16 protein-coding genes and 1 tRNA gene are annotated in these 22,318 nt (G+C 41.9%); 10 read left to right on the top strand and 7 right to left on the bottom strand.

Annotation, left to right across the window (positions count from 1 at the left end):
- Positions 1 to 151: 151 nt before the first annotated feature.
- Genes dinB through PY091_RS10405 form a run of 4 tightly spaced genes read left to right on the top strand, consistent with a single transcriptional unit; the run spans position 152 to position 7,140 of the window.
- Positions 152 to 1,366: a DNA polymerase IV gene (dinB, locus tag PY091_RS10390; protein WP_275649600.1), complete on the top strand. Its 1,215-nt coding sequence runs from the start codon at positions 152 to 154 to the stop codon at positions 1,364 to 1,366.
- Positions 1,367 to 1,419: 53 nt separating this feature from the next.
- Positions 1,420 to 4,419, top strand: a complete 3,000-nt coding sequence (locus tag PY091_RS10395; protein WP_275649601.1) for a DNA polymerase III subunit alpha — start codon at positions 1,420 to 1,422, stop codon at positions 4,417 to 4,419.
- A gap of 40 nt (positions 4,420 to 4,459) precedes the next feature.
- A complete protein-coding gene (locus PY091_RS10400) occupies positions 4,460 to 4,828 on the top strand; it encodes a DUF7009 family protein (RefSeq protein ID WP_275649602.1) in 369 nt (122 codons plus the stop codon).
- 5 nt (positions 4,829 to 4,833) lie between these two features.
- The gene (locus PY091_RS10405; protein WP_275649603.1) at positions 4,834 to 7,140 is read left to right on the top strand and encodes an FdhF/YdeP family oxidoreductase; all 2,307 of its coding nucleotides are present in this window, start codon (positions 4,834 to 4,836) and stop codon (positions 7,138 to 7,140) included.
- On the opposite strand, the gene PY091_RS10410 is transcribed toward PY091_RS10405, so the two are convergent.
- Together PY091_RS10410 and PY091_RS10415 are read right to left on the bottom strand one after the other, a co-directional pair.
- The gene (locus tag PY091_RS10410; RefSeq protein WP_275649604.1) at positions 7,141 to 8,319 is read right to left on the bottom strand and encodes an acyl-CoA dehydrogenase family protein; all 1,179 of its coding nucleotides are present in this window, start codon (positions 8,317 to 8,319) and stop codon (positions 7,141 to 7,143) included.
- Positions 8,320 to 8,363: 44 nt separating this feature from the next.
- Positions 8,364 to 9,077 carry a tRNA1(Val) (adenine(37)-N6)-methyltransferase gene (locus PY091_RS10415; protein WP_275649605.1) on the bottom strand — a complete coding sequence of 238 codons (714 nt, stop codon included), beginning with the start codon at positions 9,075 to 9,077 and terminating at the stop codon, positions 8,364 to 8,366.
- A gap of 152 nt (positions 9,078 to 9,229) precedes the next feature.
- On the opposite strand from PY091_RS10415, the gene PY091_RS10420 reads away from it, so the two are divergent.
- Positions 9,230 to 10,600, top strand: a complete 1,371-nt coding sequence (locus PY091_RS10420; RefSeq protein ID WP_275649606.1) for an alpha-L-fucosidase — start codon at positions 9,230 to 9,232, stop codon at positions 10,598 to 10,600.
- A 6-nt stretch (positions 10,601 to 10,606) separates the two neighbouring features.
- Here the strand turns inward: PY091_RS10420 and rimM are convergent, their stop codons facing one another.
- Complete coding sequence (gene rimM, locus PY091_RS10425; protein WP_275649607.1) at positions 10,607 to 11,134, bottom strand: ribosome maturation factor RimM; 528 nt, start codon at positions 11,132 to 11,134, stop codon at positions 10,607 to 10,609.
- Positions 11,135 to 11,146: 12 nt separating this feature from the next.
- On the bottom strand, positions 11,147 to 11,716 hold the full coding sequence (locus PY091_RS10430) for a 30S ribosomal protein S16 (protein ID WP_275649608.1): 570 nt from the start codon (positions 11,714 to 11,716) through the stop codon (positions 11,147 to 11,149).
- A 210-nt stretch (positions 11,717 to 11,926) separates the two neighbouring features.
- Here PY091_RS10430 and dnaE point away from each other — a divergent pair, with 210 nt between their 5' ends.
- The 5 genes from dnaE to PY091_RS10455 all read left to right on the top strand — a co-directional run bounded on the left by dnaE (position 11,927) and on the right by PY091_RS10455 (position 19,432).
- Positions 11,927 to 16,312, top strand: a complete 4,386-nt coding sequence (gene dnaE, locus PY091_RS10435) for a DNA polymerase III subunit alpha (protein ID WP_275649609.1) — start codon at positions 11,927 to 11,929, stop codon at positions 16,310 to 16,312.
- Between the two features lie 102 nt (positions 16,313 to 16,414).
- Positions 16,415 to 16,732 (top strand): thioredoxin, encoded by a 318-nt coding sequence (trxA, locus tag PY091_RS10440; RefSeq protein ID WP_275649610.1) that lies wholly within the window; start codon positions 16,415 to 16,417, stop codon positions 16,730 to 16,732.
- An 82-nt stretch (positions 16,733 to 16,814) separates the two neighbouring features.
- The gene (locus PY091_RS10445) at positions 16,815 to 17,744 is read left to right on the top strand and encodes a DUF58 domain-containing protein (RefSeq protein WP_275649611.1); all 930 of its coding nucleotides are present in this window, start codon (positions 16,815 to 16,817) and stop codon (positions 17,742 to 17,744) included.
- 126 nt (positions 17,745 to 17,870) lie between these two features.
- Positions 17,871 to 17,944 (top strand) — tRNA-Asp (locus tag PY091_RS10450).
- A gap of 252 nt (positions 17,945 to 18,196) precedes the next feature.
- Positions 18,197 to 19,432, top strand: coding sequence for a site-specific integrase (locus PY091_RS10455; RefSeq protein WP_275649612.1), 1,236 nt, complete (start codon positions 18,197 to 18,199; stop codon positions 19,430 to 19,432).
- Between the two features lie 208 nt (positions 19,433 to 19,640).
- Here PY091_RS10455 and PY091_RS10460 read toward each other — a convergent pair whose 3' ends face one another.
- The 3 genes from PY091_RS10460 to PY091_RS10470 form a co-directional block, all read right to left on the bottom strand.
- The gene (locus tag PY091_RS10460) at positions 19,641 to 20,810 is read right to left on the bottom strand and encodes an SIR2 family protein (protein ID WP_275649613.1); all 1,170 of its coding nucleotides are present in this window, start codon (positions 20,808 to 20,810) and stop codon (positions 19,641 to 19,643) included.
- A gap of 250 nt (positions 20,811 to 21,060) precedes the next feature.
- A complete protein-coding gene (locus tag PY091_RS10465; RefSeq protein WP_275649614.1) occupies positions 21,061 to 22,089 on the bottom strand; it encodes a hypothetical protein in 1,029 nt (342 codons plus the stop codon).
- Positions 22,089 to 22,301, bottom strand: coding sequence for a KTSC domain-containing protein (locus tag PY091_RS10470; protein ID WP_275649615.1), 213 nt, complete (start codon positions 22,299 to 22,301; stop codon positions 22,089 to 22,091). Before PY091_RS10470 ends, PY091_RS10465 begins: the two co-directional genes overlap by 1 nt.
- Positions 22,302 to 22,318: the final 17 nt, after the last annotated feature.

Genomic DNA, 22,318 nt, shown 5'->3' on the forward strand with positions numbered 1-22,318 from the left:
TCCAATCATCGCGACTGGAATCCAACACAACGTGACAAAGATATAATGATTTTTCGGAAAAAATAGCAGCGAAAGTTGTTCATATCTATTTTATGGATTATTTCCATTTTATAGGATTATTTCCATAATTTAGCTTTCCTTCAACTGAACAATGGAAAAGACGATTTTGCATCTAGACTTGGATACATTTTATGTATCCGTGGAGCGCATCATCAATACAGAGCTTAAAAACAAGCCCTTATTGGTGGGCGGCACCAGCGACCGTGGTGTCGTGGCCGCTTGCAGCTATGAGACCCGTGGATTTGGGGTGCATTCGGGCATGCCCATGAAGATGGCCAAGGAACTTTGCCCGGAAGCCGTGGTGATTCGTGGCAATGCGGGGACGTATAGCAAATATTCGGACGTGGTCACCGAAATCATTAAGGAACACGTGCCCCTTTTCGAAAAATCGAGCATTGATGAGTTCTATGCTGACTTATCGGGAATGGACCGCTTTTTTGGCTGTTACAAATATGCTACGGAAATGCGCCAGAAAATCATTCGGGAAACGGGACTACCTATTTCGTTTGGTTTATCGGTGAATAAAGTGGTCTCCAAAGTAGCGACCAATGAAGCTAAACCCAACAATCAGCTTAAAATAGATTTTGGCCTGGAAAAACCTTTTTTGGCTCCGCTTTCCATCAAAAAGATTCCGATGGTGGGCGACAAGACCTATCAAACCCTAAGAAATTTGGGCATACGGCAAGTAAAGACCATTCAGGATATGCCCATGGACATTATGCAACGGGTGTTGGGCGCCAACGGCCAAGTCATCTGGAAAAGAGCCAATGGCATAGATAATACACCTGTGATTCCGTTCCACGACCGAAAATCCATTTCAAACGAAAGAACATTTGATAAGGACACTATCGATGTCATCAAACTAAGGGGCATTTTAATTGCCATGACCGAGAATTTGGCCTACCAGCTACGTCGAGGTGATAAGTTAACGGCCTGTATTGCTGTGAAGATTAGGTATTCCGATTTCAATACTTATTCCAAACAATCACGTATACCTTACACGAGTGCTGACCATATACTTATTCCAAAAATTTTGGAACTGTTCAATTCCCTTTACAACAAACGGATGTTGGTACGCCTCATCGGAATTCGATTCAGTCATTTGGTCTCGGGCAATTACCAAATCAACCTCTTTGAAGACACCGAGGAAACCCTGAACCTTTACCAAGCCATGGACCATGTCCGTAACAGGTTTGGAAGTCGAAGCGTACTACGCGCCTCGGCCATGGGCGCAAAGACCATTGGGAGCATGCACAACCCTTTTAATGGGGAACCGCCTGTGGTTTTGGCTCACAGGAAACAGTAATCAATTTCCAATGAGCAATAAACAATGAATAATTGATAACTGAACATTGACAATTGTATTTAAACTGCCACACATATTACAGTTTACGGTTCGGGACCTTCTCAGAGGTGGAACTATTGCAATTGGCGCAACAAAACCATGTGACCCAACTGGTACTTACCGATATCAACAACACCTCGGCAGGATTGAACTTTGTTCGAAAGGCACCGGAATTCGGCATAAAACCAATTTTAGGGATTGATTTTAGGAATGGAACAGAGCCCTGCTTTATCGGCATTGCCCAAAACAACGAAGGGTATCTGGAATTGAACGATTTTTTGTCCCGTCACCTTTATGACGGTTCAAAAATTCCAGACCGAGCTCCCACTTTTAAAAATGTGTTCGTGGTATATCCTTTTGAACAGGTCCTGCTCAATGAGCTTGACCATTTTCAAGACCATGAGTTTGTTGGAATCTCCATCAAAGATCTGCGGCGGCTTCCCTTCTCCAAATTAGCCTCACTAAAGACCAAACTGGTGGTACAACAGCCCGTCACCTTTCGGTACAAACAGGATTTTAATGCGCACAGATTGCTACGAGCTATCGACAACAATGTATTGTTGAGCAAACTTCCTAAGGAAGAAGAGGCAAATGAGGAAGAGAAAATGTATCCCGTCCAAAATTTGGCCGCCGCGTTTTCAGAGTTTCCTTTTATTCTGGAAAACACGGAAAAACTGCTCAATAAGTGCAGTATCCATTTTGATTTTTCTAAAGACAGAAAGCCCCAAAACCTAAAAACTTATTTGGGAAGTGTGGAAAAAGACGAACAACTTTTGGAAAAACTCTGTACCGAAGGACTCCCCTATCGATATGAGGAAGTGAACGAATCTATCAACAATCGGTTGGACAAGGAATTGGACCTTATCAAAAAAATGGGATTTGTGTCTTACTTCTTGATTAATTGGGACATTGTTTCCGAAGCAAGGCGAAGAGGCTTCTTTTATGTGGGACGAGGTAGTGGTGCCAATAGTATTGTAGCCTACCTGCTTCGCATTACCGATGTGGACCCCATGGAACTCGACCTTTATTTTGAGCGCTTCATTAACCTCTACCGAGCCAATCCTCCCGATTTTGACATTGATTTTTCGTGGCGAGACCGCCCTGCCATGACGCAATATATTTTTGATCGTTTTGAACATGTCGCCCTACTTGGCACCTATGTCACTTTTAAAGAACGAGGCGTTATTCGGGAATTGGGCAAAGTGTTCGGACTCCCTCCACAGGATATTGATTTTTTGTTGACAGGAAGATATGTCTTCGACCAATTGGATCATGTTTCCAAATTGGTACTGAAATACGGTGGCTTGCTCAAGGGCAAACCCAATTATTTGAGTATTCACGCTGGGGGGATTTTGATCAGTGATAAACCATTGCATTGGTTTTCAGCCACCCATTTGCCACCAAAAGGGTTCCCCACTACACAATACGATATGGTCATCGCGGAAGATGTGGGGCTCTATAAATTTGATATTCTAGGACAGCGTGGTTTGGGCAAGATCAAAGAAGCCTTGGATATTGTGGCGTACAATCAACCTGAAAAACATAAAGAGATTGATATTCACAATATCAAAGGGTTCAAAAAGGACCCAAAAATCAACAACCTGATCAAAACGGCACAATGCATGGGCTGTTTTTATGTGGAATCGCCAGCTATGCGGATGCTGCTCAAAAAACTACAGGTCGACAACTATTTGGGCTTGGTGGCCGCCAGTTCCATTATCCGACCCGGAGTGGCCAAAAGTGGTATGATGCGAGAGTATATTTTACGCCACCGTAACAAGGGCAGGGCCGAGGAAAAAGCACATCCCATTATGTTGAAAATCATGCCCGACACTTATGGGGTTATGGTCTACCAAGAAGACGTGATCAAAGTGGCCCACCATTTTGCAGGATTAGATCTTGGCGAGGCGGACGTACTCCGTAGAGGCATGAGTGGCAAGTTCCGTTCGCGGGCGGAATTCCAAAAAGTACAGGACAAGTTTATCGCCAATTGCAGAAAAAAGGGCTATGCAGAATCCCTGATTTCGGAAATCTGGAACCAAGTCGCCAGTTTTGCGGGTTATGCGTTCGCCAAAGGTCACTCCGCTTCGTATGCAGTGGAGAGTTATCAAAGCTTGTTTTTGAGGACCTATTTCCCTTTGGAATATATGGTGGCCGTGCTCAATAATGGTGGAGGATTTTACCGTTCGGAATTTTATGTACACGATGCCCGCATGATGGGTGCCACCATCCACCCACCTTGTGTGAACAAAAGCATGGACGTAAACCGTATTTATGGCACGCATATTTATCTGGGCATGATGTACCTCCGCGATTTGGAGAGCAGGGTCATGGAACGCATCTTGAAAGAGCGCATACTTAACGGAAGTTTTTCATCACTTGAAGATTTCTTGGACCGTGTTTTTATCCGAATGGAGCAACTTTCCATCCTGATCCGTATTGATGCGTTTCGTTTTACGGGAATCAACAAGCACGAGTTGCTTTGGAAAGCCCATTTGATGCTATCCAAAAACGACCGATTGGAACACCCCAAACTGTTTCCGCCAAGGCATCAAAAATTTAAAATGCCCCAGCTCAACACCACGGCATTGGAGACCGCTTTTGAGCAATTAGAACTCTTGGGTTTCTGCCTCTGCAGTCCTTTTGAATTGTTGGAAGAGACTCCCAAAAATACGAACGGACAAAAAGATCTAGAGCGACACCTCAATAAACACATTGACATATATGGGTATTTGGTCACCGTTAAAAACACCTCGACCCACCACGGCAAACGCATGCACTTTGCCACTCTAGTGGACCAACACGGGGAAGTCTTCGACACGGTGCTCTTCCCCCCTGTTGCCGCCAAATACTATTTTCGGGGAAAAGGTATTTATCGATTTTATGGCAAAGTGGTGGAAGAATTCGGTTTCTTGAGCATCGAGGTCATCAAAATGAAAAAGGAAAACTATATCCAAGACCCCCGATATGCAGATATGAGAACGAGCAAAAAGCTATTTGATTCGAAGAAGTGAACGGAATGCCGTAACTTACCCATAAGAATTTAACCAATACATGAAAATAAGGATCAAAGGGAATTCCATACGGTTTAGATTGACCCAAAGTGAAGTAAAACAATTATGCGAAACCGGTTCGATAACCGAGACCACCCAGTTCTGCGACAATATTTTTCATTATCAGGTCAAACTGATACCTTCTTTAAAGCATTTAAAAGCATCCTACTCCAATAACAACATTTTGATGATGGTTCCCGAAGATGATGGAAGAAATTGGCACCATGAGGACACCGTTGGTTTTGAACAAGAAATGGAACTCAATGATGGCAAGAAGCTACATCTACTATTGGAAAAGGACTTTACTTGCCTTGAAAACAGGGTCGAGGACCAATCGGACAATTATCCCAATCCAAAACTGCAACACTGACCACCATGGACAAAGAAACGAGACGGAACGTTTCCCTGACCGGGGACATTAAATTTACGGGACTACGCCTTAAGGAACCCATGCAGACCTCTGCAGGTCTTTTGGGGGTTAAAGAAGCCCTACGGCATAGTTTTAAGGAAATGGGAATAGTGCGTTCCATGCGAAGCCTGTTGGAAATGAACCAAGAGGATGGTTTTCGCTGCCCTAGTTGTGCCTGGCCCGTTCCAGAACATCCATCAAAAATCGCCGAATATTGTGAGAATGGAGCAAAAGCATTAGCGGATGAAGCTACCCGGGAACACGTAGGAGCGGATTTTTTCGAGGAACATTCGATTGAGGAACTATCCAGGTTAAGCGACTTTGAGCTAAACAAACTTGGAAGGGTAATTGAGCCCTTGGTCCTAAGACCGAACAGTGTCCATTACGAACCTATTTCATGGCAGGATGCCTTTGAACTGATATCCGATGAACTATACAAGCTAAAAGATCCCAACGAAGCTATTTTTTACACTTCGGGCAGATCAAGCAACGAGGCCGCCTACCTCTATGGTATGTTTGCCCGCGCCTTTGGTACAAACAATATGCCCGACTGTTCCAATATGTGCCATGAATCTTCAGGAGTGGCACTTTCTGAGACATTGGGTATCGGAAAAGGTTCCGTAAAACTGGACGACCTCTATGGTGCGGAAGTCATTTTGGTCGTGGGACAAAACCCGGGCACCAATCATCCCAGAATGCTGTCCGCTTTGGAAAAATGTAAAAAGAATGGTGGCAAGATTATCAGTATAAATCCATTGGCTGAGACTGGATTGGTCAACTTTAAAAATCCGCAAAGTGTTTCCGACATGTTGGGGAATGGTCAACCAATTGCTGACATACACCTTCCTGTCAAGATCAATGAAGACATTGCCTTGGCCAAACTGCTGCTTAAAAAATTGGTAGCATTAGATGTCAAAAACTCCAATGTCCTGGACCACGAATTTATTGTGGAGTACGTAGATGGTTATGATGATCTATTGAAAGATTTGGAACGCTACGACATAGAAACCCTTCAACGCAGGAGCGGTGTTTACATGCGAAAAATAGACAAGGTTGCGGAATTGTTGGCCGAAAACTCCAAAATCGTCGTCTGTTGGGCCATGGGCATCACCCAACATAAAAATGCAGTGGATTGCATTAAGGAATACGTAAATATCTTATTGCTCAAAGGTGCGGTGGGCAAGCCCTTTGCAGGAACCTGTCCCGTTCGGGGCCACAGCAATGTGCAGGGCGATCGTTCGGTAGGAATTATGCACTATGTGAACAAAACCTTGAACAACAACATACAGAAACACCTCAACTTTGACCCACCGACAGAAAAAGGGTATGATACGGTCGAGGCCATAGCAGCCATGTACGAGAAAAAAGCCAAGGTTTTTGTTTGTTTGGGCGGTAATTTCTTGATGGCAGCTTCGGACACCCAATACACTGCCGAAGCCATTCAAAATTGTGATTTGACCGTACAGATCAGTACCAAACTGAACCGCAGCCATTTAGTGACAGGAAAAACCGCTTTGCTATTGCCTACATTCGGTCGTTCCGAAAAAGATGAAAAAAATGGTGAACTCCAATTTTTAACTATGGAAAGTAGCACGGGAAAAGTACGCCAGAGCAAAGGTCTTCTGCCCCCTGCTTCCGAACATATCAAAAGTGAACCCGAGATCATCGCTCTTTTGGCACATACGTATTTTAGGGGAAATCATTCCATGAATTGGTACGAGTTGGGCCAAGATTACAACCTTATCAGGAAATTGATCGATAAAACGGTCAAAGGTTTTGAAAACACCAGCGAACAATCCAAAGGGTTTGGTTATTATCTACCGAACAATGTCCGTGAGCGGGATTTTAGAAAACTACCCAATGGTATGGCGCAACTATCCATTACTTCTTTGCCGGACCATCAATTAAAACCTGATGAATTCTTGTTGATGACCATTCGTTCCCACGACCAATTCAACACGACCATTTATGGCCTGAACGACAGATACCGAGGAATATACAACGAACGCCGTGTTGTTTTTATGCATGAAGATGACATGGCCAAAAAAGGATTGAGCCAATTGGATGTCATCAATTTACACAGCAATTATGATGGTGTGCGGCGAACAGCAGAAAAATTCTTGGTGGTGGCCTATGACATCCCAAAAGGGAACATGGCCGCATATTTTCCAGAGACCAACATGCTGGTACCCCACGATCAATTTGCGGACAAGAGCCAGACGCCGATCAGTAAATCCATTAAGGTTACCGTGAAAAAAATACCAAGGGATTGATTACTTGAACGCAGGGATCCCAGTGATATCGGCACCCGTGATCAGCAAATGAATATCGTGAGTTCCCTCATAGGTGATCACACTTTCAAGGTTCATCATATGTCTCATAATACTGTACTCCCCGGTGATACCCATTCCACCCAACATTTGTCTTGCTTCGCGGGCGATTTTAATCGCCATTTCCACATTGTTGCGTTTGGCCATGGAAATCTGAGCAGTTGTTGCCTTGCCCGCGTTCTTTAATTGTCCCAAACGAAAAGCCAATAGTTGTGCCTTGGTAATCTCGGTGATCATTTCGGCCAATTTCTTTTGCTGAAGCTGAAATGCGGCTATCGGTTTCCCAAACTGAACGCGCTCCTTGGCATAACGCAGCGCAGTATCATAGCAGTCCATGGCAGCTCCTATAGCTCCCCATGCAATACCATAGCGCGCCGAATCCAAACAACCAAGGGGTGCACCCAATCCATTCTTGCCGGGTAATAGGTTCTCCTTGGGCACTTTAACATTATCAAAAATAAGTTCTCCCGTCGCGGATGCCCTTAACGACCATTTATTGTGGGTCTCTGGGGTGGAAAAACCCTCCATTCCACGTTCTACTATCAGTCCATGAATTCTGCCTTCTTCATTTTTGGCCCACACAACGGCCACATTTGCAAAAGGTGAGTTGGAAATCCATAATTTGGCCCCGTTCAGCACATAATGGTCCCCGGCATCTTTGAACTTGGTCTCCATACCCCCTGGGTTGGAACCATGGTTGGGCTCCGTAAGCCCAAAACAGCCCATCCATTCACCCGAAGCCAACTTGGGCAAATATTTTTTACGTTGCTCCTCGGAACCGTATGCAAATATGGGATACATCACCAAGGATGACTGTACCGATGCGGTGGAACGAACCCCACTATCGCCACGTTCTATTTCCTGCATGATCAGACCATAACTGATCTGGTCCAGGCCAGCCCCACCATATTCTTCGGGAATGTAAGGCCCAAAAGCACCGATTTCGGCCAAGCCTCCAATTATCTGCTTCGGGAATTCTGCATTTTGGGCATATTCCTCGATGATCGGGGAAATATCGCGTTTCACCCATTGCCGGGCGGCATCGCGAACCAGTTTATGTTCCTCGGATAGTAAATCGTCCAAATTGTAATAATCTGGGGCTTCAAATAAATCAGGCTTCATTAAGAATAAATTTTGAGTAAATATAACATTTCATTCATGTATTGTTACATTTTTAAATAAAATGATCGAGTCAAATTTTTATAAGCTTTTGTGTACTGGTGCCTTCCTTCCTCGATAACCAAGGAATCCATATGGATTTCACCCTCATGAAAACTGAATTCCATTAAACTTCTTTTAAAACTAATATCTGGATTTCCTTTCACCCTTGTGACCCGCTTTGGATACAATTGTACTTTTTGGGCCAGCTCAATAAAAGCTGCTTCTTCTTTAAATGGGATGATTACGGCAAAAACACCATTTTCGTTCAAAAACTTGGAGACACCACGGACCAATTCATCAAATGGCAAAGAACTGTTTTGCCTTGCCTTATCTCGGGCCTCGTCTCCACTTACAACATCTTCGGAATAAAATGGGGGATTGGATACGATCAAATCATATTTATCATCCATTTCATCGACAAATTCATCAAAACCTGCATGATAACAGAACAGTCTGTCTCCCCATGGAGAAGCCTCAAAATTATAAACGCATTGTTGGTATGCGGAGTCATCCAATTCAATGGCATCAATGGTTTCCGCATCGGAGCGTTGTGCCAACTGAAGGGCTATAAGTCCGGTTCCTGCCCCTATATCCAAAATAGAATTAGGCCGTGTATCCACATTGGCCCATGCACCCAATAAAACTCCATCTGTACCAACCTTCATGGCACATTGATCTTGGTGAATGGCAAATTCCTTGAACTTGAATGGTTCTGACATGCTTTAAATATCATTCAAAAAATACGTAAAAATAAATTATGCACATTAATAATTGTCATCTTCACAATTCTTTTCCACAACCCTAACTCACTTTTGGTATTCATTGGTTCATCCCCGATTTTTGGAGAAATAACAACCAACCTGTTCCCCCAATGAAAAGAATATTTTCAGTATTTGCCATTTCAATTATTTGTTTCAATCTGACCAATGCCCAAACCAAAGTTTGGGACGAAACTGATGCGGAAAAAGAAAAGCGCATGGAATGGTGGACAGAAGCACGCTTCGGAATGTTCATTCACTGGGGGCTTTATTCGCAAGCTGCAAGACATGAATGGGTACAAAAAAAGGAGCGTATTCCCAATGATGAGTACCAAAAGTATTTTGACCTTTTCAACCCAGATCTCTTTGACCCTGTGGAATGGGCAAAAAAGGCAAAGGCAGCAGGAATGAAGTATGCTGTGATTACAACAAAACACCACGAAGGCTTTACACTCTTCGATTCCAAATACACGGATTTTAAGATAACCAATAGCCCTTATGGCAAAGATGCCATAAAAGAATGGGTAGACGCCTTTAGGGCCGAAGGGTTAAAAATCGGTTTTTACTATTCCCTGCTAGATTGGCACCATCCCGAGTATACCATTGATCGCAACCATCCCATGAGTGCAGAAACACAAAAGGAATACGACAAGCTCAACAAAGGCAGGGACATGGACATTTACAGACAGTATTTAAAAGATCAGGTGGCTGAAATTTTGACCAATTATGGAAAGGTAGATCTTTTATGGCTCGATTATTCATTTCCCGACCCGTTTGGTAAAAGCGGTGAAGATTGGGATTCCGTTGGTCTTCTAAAAATGGCACGTGAGCTACAACCTGAGATTATTGTCAACGACCGGGCTGGAATAAAGGATGTTGCCGGAGGTTGGGACTTTACTACCCCAGAACAGTTCAAGGTTAAAAAGTGGGTGGAATACAACGGAAAACCCGTACCATGGGAAACCTGCCAAACCTTCTCTGGATCGTGGGGGTATTACCGCGACGAACATACATGGAAAAGCAAACGACAATTACTTACTTTATTGATAGAATCCGTGAGTAAAGGAGGTAACGTCCTATTGAACGTTGGTCCTACCGGAAGAGGCGCATTTGATTACCGAGTGGACAACGCATTGGAGGGCATGGGCGAATGGATGAAGTATAATGGCCGCTCCATTTATGGCAACACCCAGGCTCCAGAAGAGTTTAAGGCTCCGGACAACACTATTCTTACTTACAATCCAAAAACCAATAGATTGTATATACACCTTTTGGATTACCCTATCAAATATTTATTGTTGGAGGGCATGAAGGATAAAATAAAGTATGCCCAGTTTTTGCACGATGCCTCCGAATTGGAGATATCCGAACCCTATAGCCACTGGATGCATAAACAGACATTTGGAGAGAACGATATTAATTTGATTCTTCCCGTGAACAAACCGAATGTAGAAATTCCGGTGATTGAGGTATTCTTGAAGTAGAAGGGATCATCCCAAATAGAGGTTAACCAATCCCTCTGGAGTTTTTACATGGATGGTCTTGTTTTCCCTATCCACTTTAGTAATGATATCATCTGTGACTGGAATCAACAATTCCTTGTCTCCCTTCTTTACTTCGAAAAGGTCTTGGGAAGCACTATCATTAACAGATTCAACAATTCCGATATCCCCATGAACCTCATCCATAACGGTAAAACCTATAACTTCATGAAAGTAGAACTTATTTCCCTTTAAGGGAGGTAACATGGTAAGGGGTAAATAGAGCTCGGAACCAATAATTTTATCCGCAGTTGGTTCATCTTTTACTTCTTCGAAATCGATACGAAGCAAATTGGATTTATGCAGTCGGCACCTATCAATAAAAAATGGAACCAGGTTGTTTCCCAACGAAACAAGCACTGATTCCATATTTTCGTAAAGATCGGGCTCATCGGTGTCCAATTTAACCAACACCTCACCCTTAAAACTATATTTTGAAACGACTTTGCCCAGATAGAAGCAATCTTCCTTGCGCATCGTCTTACGTTTCTATTCTTCTTCTTTGGCAGCTTCTTCTGCGGCAGGAGCCTCTTCTGCTGGAGCTTCAGCAGCAGTTTCTTCAGCAGCAGCCTCTGTAGCTTCTTCAGTAGCTTCCTCAGCTACTTCCTCTTCTGGAAGGGCCGCAGCAGCTCTTTTCTCGTTCACTTCTTTCTCAGCTTCCAACGCTTTTGCCTTGGCCTCTGCTTCAGCTTTGCTCAAACCATCTTTCTTAGCTTGAACTTTTTGCTCTTTCTCCTCCAACCAAGCATTGAATTTTTCTTCAGCTTGCTCTTCCGTCATTGCTCCTTTACGAACACCTACCGCTAGGTGGTGCTTCATCAAAACTCCCTTATAAGAAAGAATGGCTCTTGCGGTATCTGTTGGCTGCGCACCGTTCTGCAACCATTTTACTGAACCGTCAATATCCAAATCGATTGTAGCTGGATTGGTATTTGGGTTGTAAGTACCCAATTTTTCCAAGAATTTACCATCTCTTTTCGCTCTTACATCTGCAGCAACTACCCAATAGAATGGTTTACCTTTTTTACCGTGTCTCTGAAGTCTAATTTTAACTGGCATATCACATTAATTTGTAGGGTGCCCGACCCTGATTATTAATTCTTTTTAATCGCTTGTCACTTAAGCGGGTGCAAATATAGTTCAATTCTTTCAACCTACAACTCTTTATACATGTTTTTATTAGTTGATAACTCATCACAACTCTTTTTTATCTGATCTATCTTCTTCCTTAATTTTATCTATTCTTTTTTTGACCGAGACAGATAGCCTATGTATTTGATTTTTGATACGGAAACCACTGGTTTGCCCAAACGTTGGGATGCCCCGATTACCGATACCGACAACTGGCCAAGATGCGTTCAGATAGCTTGGCAGCTGCATGACGAACTTGGCAACTTGATTGAGCACCAAGACTTTTTGGTACAACCCGATGGCTTCAACGTACCCTACGAAGCTGAACAGATACATGGTATATCAACGGCGTTGGCCGAAGAACAAGGGGTGCCCTTGAGCGAGGTCTTGGAAGCATTCAACAAAGCATTGCAGCAAACCAAATTTGTTGTAGGCCAAAATGTGGGGTTCGACATTAATATTATGGGGTGTGAATTCCATCGCGAAGGCGTTGAAAGCCCATTGACGGAACTTCCTGTTCTCGATACCTGTACAGAGCATACGGCCGAACTCTGTAAAATCCCAGGTGGGCGTGGCGGTAAATTTAAATTACCAACGCTTACCGAACTGCACGAATTTTTGTTCGGGGAACCTTTTGCCGAAGCGCACAACGCAACAGCGGATGTTGAGGCCACCACGCGATGCTTTTTGGAGCTGGTCCGTAAAAAGCAGTACAGTTATCAAGAGCTGGATGTCCAGCCCGATTATTTTGAACGATTCTCCGAAGCCAATCCAAAAGAGATAGAGCTCATTGGTTTAAAGCATCTAAACCTAAAGGCCGAATCAAAAAAAATTGCAGATGCCCTATGGGCAGAGGATACCGGTGGAGTTTCCGATGAAGAAATCCAGGAAAATGTTGAAACAATGGAGGATGAGACCTTTGTCCACCTACACAACCACTCCCAGTTTTCGGTGCTCCAGTCCACCATCAATATCAAGGATCTTGTCAAGGCCACTGCCAACAATGGCATGCCTGCCGTAGCCCTTACCGACCACGCGAACATGATGGGGGCCTTCCACTTTGTCAAGGAAGTTATGGGGCACAATAAAGCTGTAAAAGCCAAAAACGAAGAATTAATTGCCAACGGCGAACAACCTACCGAAAAAGAAATTACCCCGATAGTTGGTTGTGAATTCTATGTTTGCGAAGATCATACCAACAAAAATGTTAAGGACTATGGCCATCAAATCGTATTGTTGGCCAAAAACAAGAAAGGATACCACAATCTAGCAAAGATGTCCTCGATTGCCTATACGGACGGGTTTTATTATGTACCCCGTATCGACAAAAAAATAGTAGAACAGTACAAGGAAGATGTAATTGCACTCACCGGTAACCTTTATGGAGAAGTGCCGAACAAAATATTGAATGTAGGGGAAAATCAGGCCGAGGAAGCGCTTTTATGGTGGAAAGAACAATTTGGTGATGATTTTTACATTGAGATCATGCGTCACGGTCAGGAGGATGAAGACCGTGTAAACCAGGTTCTGGTTCGAATGGCCAAAGACCATAATATAAAAATGGTCGCCACCAACAATACCTATTACTGCGATAAAAAAGATGCGGAGGCACATGATATTTTACTCTGCGTAAAAGATGGAGAAAAGCAATCCACTCCAATCGGTAGAGGGCGTGGCTATCGTTATGGTTTACCAAACCAAGAGTACTACTTTAAATCTTCTGAAGAGATGAAGGCACTCTTCAAGGATTTGCCTGAAGCCATTTTGAACATCAAAGAAGTTGTCGCCAAAATTGAACCCTACGACCTTGCAAGTGATATTTTACTTCCAAAATTCAGTATACCGGAAGAATTCAAAGACCCGGAAGACGATGTAGACGGAGGCAACAGAGGAGAGAACGCCTATCTGAGACACATCACCTATAAAGGAGCAGAAAAAAGATACGGAGAACTCACAGATGAAATCAGGGAACGTATTGATTTTGAGCTTGAGATCATCAAAAACTCCGGATACCCTGGATACTTTTTGATTGTAGAGGACTTTATCCGCGAAGCACGGAACATGGATGTATCTGTAGGTCCTGGACGTGGTTCGGCGGCAGGTTCGGTGGTTGCTTACTGTTTGACGATTACCAATATCGACCCCATGAAGTACGATCTACTTTTTGAGCGGTTCTTAAATCCGGACAGGGTATCCATGCCCGATATCGATATTGATTTTGATGACGAGGGCCGTAGTCGTGTTATGGACTATGTAATCAACAAATATGGTGCAAACCAAGTAGCGCAGATCATTACTTATGGCACCATGGCAGCAAAGTCATCCATCCGGGACACGGCGCGTGTTCTTGACCTGCCCTTGGGGGACGCGGACCGCATTGCCAAATTGATTCCCAACATGTCCAAACTCAATAAGATATTTGGGGTGGACGAAGCGGATCTAAAAAAGAAATTCCGTTCCGAAGAACTGGAAAAGGTGCACGAACTCCTAAACATTGCCGAGACGGATGACCTTGAAGGACAGACCTTAAAAATGGCACGCGTGCTAGAAGGCTCCGTAAGAAACACGGGAATCCATGCCTGCGGAGTGATCATAACTCCGGACGACATCACCAACTTTGTTCCTGTTTCGGTGGCCAAAGACTCGGATTTGTACGTTACCCAGTTCGACAACTCCGTAGTGGAGAGTGCCGGGCTGTTAAAAATGGATTTCTTGGGGTTGAAAACCTTGACCCTGATCAAGGACACGGTGAAGATTGTGAAGGCCAGGACAGGAATAGACCTGGTGCCTGACGATTTCCCATTGGACGATGAAAAAACATACGAGCTTTTCCAAAGAGGAGACACGGTAGGGATATTCCAATATGAATCTCCGGGGATGCAGAAACACATGAAAAACCTGAAACCAACGGTTTTTGATGACCTTATTGCCATGAACGCCCTTTACAGGCCTGGACCCATGGAATACATCCCAAGTTTTATTGCCCGTAAGCATGGAGACGAAGAGATTACGTATGACCTCCCGGATATGGAGGAATATCTTCAGGAAACCTATGGGATCACGGTATACCAGGAGCAGGTGATGTTGCTCTCCCAAAAATTGGCCGGCTTCTCCAAAGGTGATGCGGATGTTCTCCGTAAAGCCATGGGTAAAAAGATTTTTGCCCTACTGGAAAAATTGAAACCTCAATTTTTGGATGGTGGGGAAAAGAATGGTCATCCACGTGAGGTCCTGGAAAAAATTTGGAAGGACTGGGAAGCATTTGCTTCTTATGCGTTCAACAAAAGTCACTCTACTTGCTACGCTTATATTGCTTATCAGACCGCATACCTTAAGGCCCACTACCCTGCCGAATACATGGCGGCGGTACTGTCCAACAACATGAACGACATTAAGCAGGTCACCTTTTTTATGGAGGAATGTAAACGTATGGGACTCGAAGTATTGGGGCCGGACGTTAATGAATCCTATTACAAATTTGCGGTAAACAAGGATAATGCCGTACGGTTTGGCATGGGTGCCATTAAAGGCGTTGGACGTTCCGCAGTGGAGACCATTGTGGAAAACAGAAAAGAAGGCGGGCCCTACAGGTCTATTTTCGACATGGCCAAACGCGTGGATTTAAGGGCAGCCAATAAAAAGGCATTTGAAAACTTGGCTCTTGCCGGTGGATTCGATTCCTTTGGTGATACCCACAGAGCCCAATATTTTCATGATGATGGTGATGGCATATCCTTTTTGGAAAAAGCGGTTAAATATGGGGCCAAGTTCCAAGAGAACCAAAATTCATCCCAAGTAAGCCTTTTTGGAGAGGCGAGCGATGTGCAGATACCTGAACCCATAGTACCTCCTTGTGAGGAATGGGGTACCATGGAAAAGCTCCGCCGCGAAAAGGAAGTGGTCGGAATCTATATTTCCGGACACCCACTGGATGATTTCAAGAAAGAGATCAAAGCCTTCTGTAAAAATACGGTGAGCGATTTCGCCCGTTTGGAAGAGCACGTGAACAGAGAGCTCACGGTTGCAGGGGTTATTACCGATGTACAGCACCGAGTTTCCAAAAACGGTAAAGGTTGGGGACTCTTCACTCTGGAGGATTATAATGAGTCTTACGAATTGCGGATTTTTGGTGAAGAGTACCTGAAGTTCCGTCATTTTTTAATGATCAATTCCTTTGTACATGTAAGGGCCTTTGTTCGCGAGGGCTGGGTGAACAGGGACACGGGCAAGAAAGGAGACCCAAGGCTTCAGTTCAACGATTTTAAGCAGCTTCAGGACGTTATGGATGCGTTTGCCAAAAAACTCACCATCAAACTGAATATTGATCGATTACAAGAGCAAAGGATCCAAACCTTGAAGGACACTCTTCGAATGCACAAAGGAGACCACCCTCTTAGCTTTATTATTTATGAAATGCAAGAGGAAATAAAACTGAAACTATCGAGCAGAAAACAGAAAGTAAAGATTAACAGCGAATTACTTTCCGAACTTGAAGCAAATGAAATCCATTACAAGCTAAATTAGACCATAATTATTACCAATGGTGCAATAATTAAAACGAATATCCTCAATGTAAGTAACATGGATAATATTTGACTAACTTTGCATAACAATAAATTAAATAAGATGGCACTAGAAATAACAGATGCAACTTTTGACGAAGTAGTTTTAAAAAGTGACAAGCCTGTCCTAGTTGACTTTTGGGCAGCATGGTGCGGGCCATGTAGAATGGTAGGCCCTATCATTGAAGAAGTTGGACAAGAATATGACGGCAAAGCTGTTGTAGGTAAGGTTGACGTAGATGCAAACCAACAGTTTGCCGCTAAATATGGTGTACGTAACATCCCTACCGTATTGGTCTTTAAAGATGGTGAGGTAGTTAATCGCCAAGTGGGCGTATCTCCCAAAAAAGTTTACACAGATGCAATCGATGCTGCACTGTAAAGACACAGCAAATAATGTATTTTAAAAAAGGTTTGGCAGTTGCCAAACCTTTTTTATTTTATCTTGTCTGCACAATTATGTTATGGAGGTACGATCGGAACTTAGCAAAGCAAAGCTTTTTCAAAATCTGGAACTTTTGGCCAACCAAATTGTGGAAGGTTTTATAAGTGGCATCCATAAAAGTCCGTTCCATGGTTTTTCAGCTGAGTTTGCAGAGCATAAAATCTATAACCCGGGCCAAAGCACCAAACATATCGATTGGAAGCTGTATGCCCGAACAGATAGGTTGTACACCAAGCGCTTCGAGGACGAGACCAACCTGCGTTGCCATATGATTCTAGACAACTCTGCGTCCATGTATTATCCCGATGTCAAAGAGTATTCCTTAGCAAGCCTGAACAAAATCGGGTTCGGTGTGCTTTCCATTGCTGCATTGATGCAAGTCTTGAAAAAACAAAGGGATGCGGTGGGACTAAGCATTTACTCTGACACCTATGATTTTTATGCCTCGGAAAAGAACAGCGAGCGCCATTTTCAGATGCTTTACGCCAAATTGAACGAAGTGGCCTTGAACAGGAACAATACCAAAGAGACAAAAACGTATACCTTTCTTCATCAAATAGCTGAAAAAATTCACAGAAGGAGCCTTATTTTTCTATTCACGGATATGTTTCAAACCGAAACTGAGGAAGAAAAATTGTTTGAGGCACTTAGACACTTGAAATACAATAAGCACTCCGTGGTCCTATTCCATCTCTTGGATCAAGAACACGAACTGAATTTTGATTTTGACGATACCCCAAAGCGTTTCGTGGATGTGGAAACAGGTGAGCATATCGATTTGTATGCAAGTTCTATCAAAAAAGCGTACTCGGAAAAGGTGGCGCAGTATCAAAAACTTTTAAAGCTAAAATGTGCCCAGTACCAAATAAAGTATGTTGGGGTCGATATTCGCTCCGATTTCTCTCAAGTACTGAATTCCTTTATGATCGAGCGACAAAAATTTGCTTGAACATTTTTTTAAAAAAATGTTTTGCCATATCCGAAATGAGAATGTATATTTGCACTCGCTTTAAAAAAGCAAATGAACAAGATTTGAATCCGACTGTAGTCGGAGTCCTCTAAAGATAAAATCATTGGTCTGGTAGTTCAGTTGGTTAGAATACCTGCCTGTCACGCAGGGGGTCGCGGGTTCGAGTCCCGTCCAGACCGCTTGGAATATTTCCAAATTTATGCAAAAGCCTGTAAATGAAATGTTTACAGGCTTTTTTCATTTCCATTGGTGCCAAAAAATAGCAAAAAACACCATATAAAAGGTGCCTAATTCGGTGCCTCTCAAGGCTCTCGTTTCAGAGGCACCTCCATCGCTATAATTAGCTGTTTTGCAATTTATTGCAAGGATTTGTTAACATTTATTTAAGACCTCTTTTTGTACCTTCAAAGTGTTAATTCAATCCTATTCTTATGTTTTCAACAATCAATGTCATCTTTTACCCAAAGAGAAAGGTAGTTAAGGAACCCAAAAAATCAATCATTTATGCTCGAATCACCCTTGATGGAAAACGTGCTGAGTTCAGTACGGGCAAGCAAGTCGAGCTTTCCAGATGGGATGCAGACAACTGTAGGGTTCGTGGCAAAGGCCCAGAAATACTGGTACTCAACCGATTTTTCGATACTTTGAAGGCCAAATGTATCTCTATCTATGATGAGCTTGTTCGCAGTGGTGAATATGTGGATGCCGATACCGTGAAGAACATCTTTTTGGGCAAGGGCCAGAAACAGTATATGATCTTGGAAATATTCCAAGATCATAATGATGAAATGGAAAGTTTGGTGGGCAAAGAATATTCTGAGGGAACACTTCAACGATATAAAACGGCCAAATCGCATATCTCCGATTACATAGTACACAAGTACCAAAAAAGGGATTTTCCGCTTAAAAAGCTCGATTATGAGTTTATAACGGGCTTTGATTACTTTTTGAAGAGCAAAAAAAATTGCTCCCACAATACAGCTACCAAATATATTGTCAATTTCAAGAAAATTGTTCGCATCGCCTATGCCAATCAATGGATCGATCGGGACCCGTTCTTCCACTGGTCGGCCAGTTGGAAACAAAAAGAGCGTGAGTTCCTGACCCATGAGGAACTGGAAGCGATGCTTAAGCAAGAATTTGAATTCGAAAGACTGGATACGGTACGGGATATGTTTTTATTCTGCTGTTATACCGGACTTGCCTTTGCGGATATTGAAAAGCTGACCAAGCATGACTTGGTCAAGGATATCAAGGGAAACAAATGGATCAAGACCAAAAGGAAAAAGACCAAGGTTCTGAGCAGTATTCCACTGCTTAGCATTCCGGAAGCCATCATCGACAAATACAAAGAACATCCTAGGGTAATCGAAAAGAAGACACTGCTCCCGGTATACACCAATCAGCGCACCAATTCCTATCTAAAGGAAATTGCCACTGCATGCAAGATCAAAAAGACGTTGACCACCCACTTGGCCAGACATACCTTTGCAACGACCGTGACCCTATCCAATGGGGTGCCCATTGAGTCCGTGAGCAAAATGCTTGGGCATACTTCTTTGAAGACGACACAAATCTATGCCAAGGTATTGGATAGTAAAATTTCGGATGATATGGAAAAATTGAAAAATGATCCTGCTTTATTGGAGTTTGCCAAGTCCATTTGATACAATTGTAGGGTTGTCTATTATATTAATTAACCGAATTTATTCCTCCATTTCGAGTTCTTTAATTTTATTGCGGTTGGCGACTAGTGAGCAATGATTTGTGCCGGTACTATTTTCCAGCAACCCAAACACTAAGGACTAAATTATTTGCTGTCTTTAAAATAGGTAATTTAGTTCAGGGTAAGCGAAATAATGAACTTTAGTCAGTTTATGCATTGTTATTTATTGATAATATTTCATTTATCCAATCGATAAAAGTTCCCTCGAATGGTATAATATTATATCGATTTCTTGCTCTCTTATGATATGGAAAAATACTTTCCAATTTTTTAATTTGTGTTTGTTCATCCATTAAATCAATAAAGAAAATAACTTTTTCTGTCCCATCAACATTCTCTTCTGCAAATTGTCTAAGCAACAATCTTATTAGTGCATCTTCTTCTGGAATACTATAACCAACAATTACAAGTATTTTGGATTCCTGTAAGGTTCTAACTGCTTTAGGAAAAATAGTTTGAAAATATTTTCCTGTATAATCCTGTTCTCTATTTGGTAAGATTAATGTTGGGGCATTACGGTCTAAATCTCGGGCTGTTTTCTTTGTGTAATCTACAACGAAACCTTGGTCATTCGAACCAAATATTTCAAAACCTCCATTAAGCTTAATTAAATTTTGAACCAACCAATGTCTATGGATTGTAGTAGGGGTTTTAACTTTGTTCGTGGTTTTAGGTGTAAAACCTCGATAAGCATATATTAAATGTGTATCATCTTCTCCGAGTGTTTCATCCAATATGGATTCAACTAAAAAATCGTAATTAGTGGTTATAAAGTTAATTCTTAAACCTTCTGGTATTTGGTCAGTGTCTCCAGTTGTATGAGATTCCAACCAATTAAAAAAGGAAACAATTTTTTTTTGATTTCGAGTTGGATTCTGTTCCAATTTTAATTTATAAGAGGCATTTTCAATGTAGTTTATAGGAACAAGCTTATTAAATCTTTTGGTTATAATTGAACTAATCTCATTTTCAATAATTTCTAAATTGTATTCGTCTATATATCTTCTCCTAAGTGATGGATATTTTTTTTGCATACTAATTTGGTATGCTATTTCTTTAAATTCTTTGAATTGAATATTACTTAAATCTGTATAGCCAATACTTAGCAAGAACTCAAGAAAATCATCTGTTATATCATCTCTATCCAAAGAAAATAATTCTTGGCCAGTTGGATATTTTAAATCCCAAGATTTTGAAAAACCAGCACCAAGAAAAAAAGTCATATTTGTGAGACTAATCAATTTTGAGTAATCTTTATTCTTATAACTAGTTTCCTTGACAATTTCCTGAAATATTTTAGATGAACTTAATTTTGTCATATTAATGCATACGGTCTCGTATATGAGTAATGGCCGATTTCAAGACACTAACTATCTGATAGCACCGATCTTTGATTTTTATTTTAATGTTTCAAATTAGTAATTAAACCGTCATTGCTTTTACACTAGGTTGTCCATTCGTACTTTTTACTTTTTGACCTGCTCGTTGGCTTAGACACACTATTTTACAAGCCTTGGTCAGTGCCAGTTGGCTCGAGCGGCTTGGCAATGTGGTGGCTACCTGACATGGCTATATAGCGTTAATGTCTTTTTCAACCAATCTGAATTTATCTTTGATATCTTCACCTGTATAAAAGTCGAGTAAGTCCTTTTTAGAAAGAGTACCATCTTTCAGGAATTTCTTCAAATATTCTTGATTAAATTCCATCAGAAGTAAGGACTTTTCAAGCTGTTTTAAAATTGATTTATTATTCTCAATATTCTTCTGAACTAAGTCCTTTATTGTGAGTACTTCATCAATGTCCTTAATAATCCTGTTAACAAGAGCATTCAACAAGTCTTTATCCATCTCGATTTCCCTTGAATTCAAAGCAATGTCCCTTGCAAGCATATATGCAATAGCAAGATTCGAATAGTCTCCTTTTTGGGAATCGATAATAGCAACCAAACCGATACCAGGAATGAAACCGACATTTTCAAAGTTTTTAAGTATAGAATTATCCACTAAAGAAATATCAAAGACTATAAGACTTACTTTGGAATCACGGTTGGCTTGAGCTTCTATTAATTGGCTCCAAACCGTGTCAGTTTTTCTGGTGAATATTTCTTTGCTGGCAATATCTCCGAGACGTACACTTTTATCAAACTTGCACTCTATCGCGATCTTCAATTCAGAATTTCCGTCAATTTCGCAAATGATATCACCGGTTTTGTTTTTGGGTAGATTTCCTGCCGTATTCCCTGTAAGAACAGCTCTATCTTTTAGTTTCCTATCCGAAAAGTATTGATTGAGAAATTCTGCTATTTCATCCTCAGCAAGCACTCCCTTTATAGTGGATTTATAGAATAGCTCTTTCTTCATTTCGAAGATCATTTTTAAACTTTCCAATTCTGTTCCAAGTTCATTGCTGGTTTTAGACAAAAAAGCGGAAATTCGATCTTCCATTAAAGCCAAAACGCCAATATAGATAGCTCTTATAAGCTTTTCATCTCGTTCCGTTGCAGGAAGATTATCGAAGTAATTAAATACGATTTCATTGTCCAGTTCAAAACTGGATATCTCTATTCGCTTAAGTTTTTGATTTAAGGATAATGCCATTAGTCTACTTTTTCATAAGGGTATTGCCCTTTAATGTTTTGATGAAGATATGACCCTACTGAGGGGGCATCTCTTAGTGCTTCATATTCCAATTGACCAACTCCAGTGTAGTCATACACTGAACCATTAAGAAACCAAACTCTTAGAGTTTCAGTATCCTTATCATAACCTACTGCTTCGATATTTGAAGATTGGACATATTCCTTTTCCATAATCTATTTATTTACTG

Source organism: Flagellimonas okinawensis, assembly GCF_029194005.1.
GTDB classification, from domain to species: domain Bacteria; phylum Bacteroidota; class Bacteroidia; order Flavobacteriales; family Flavobacteriaceae; genus Flagellimonas; species Flagellimonas okinawensis.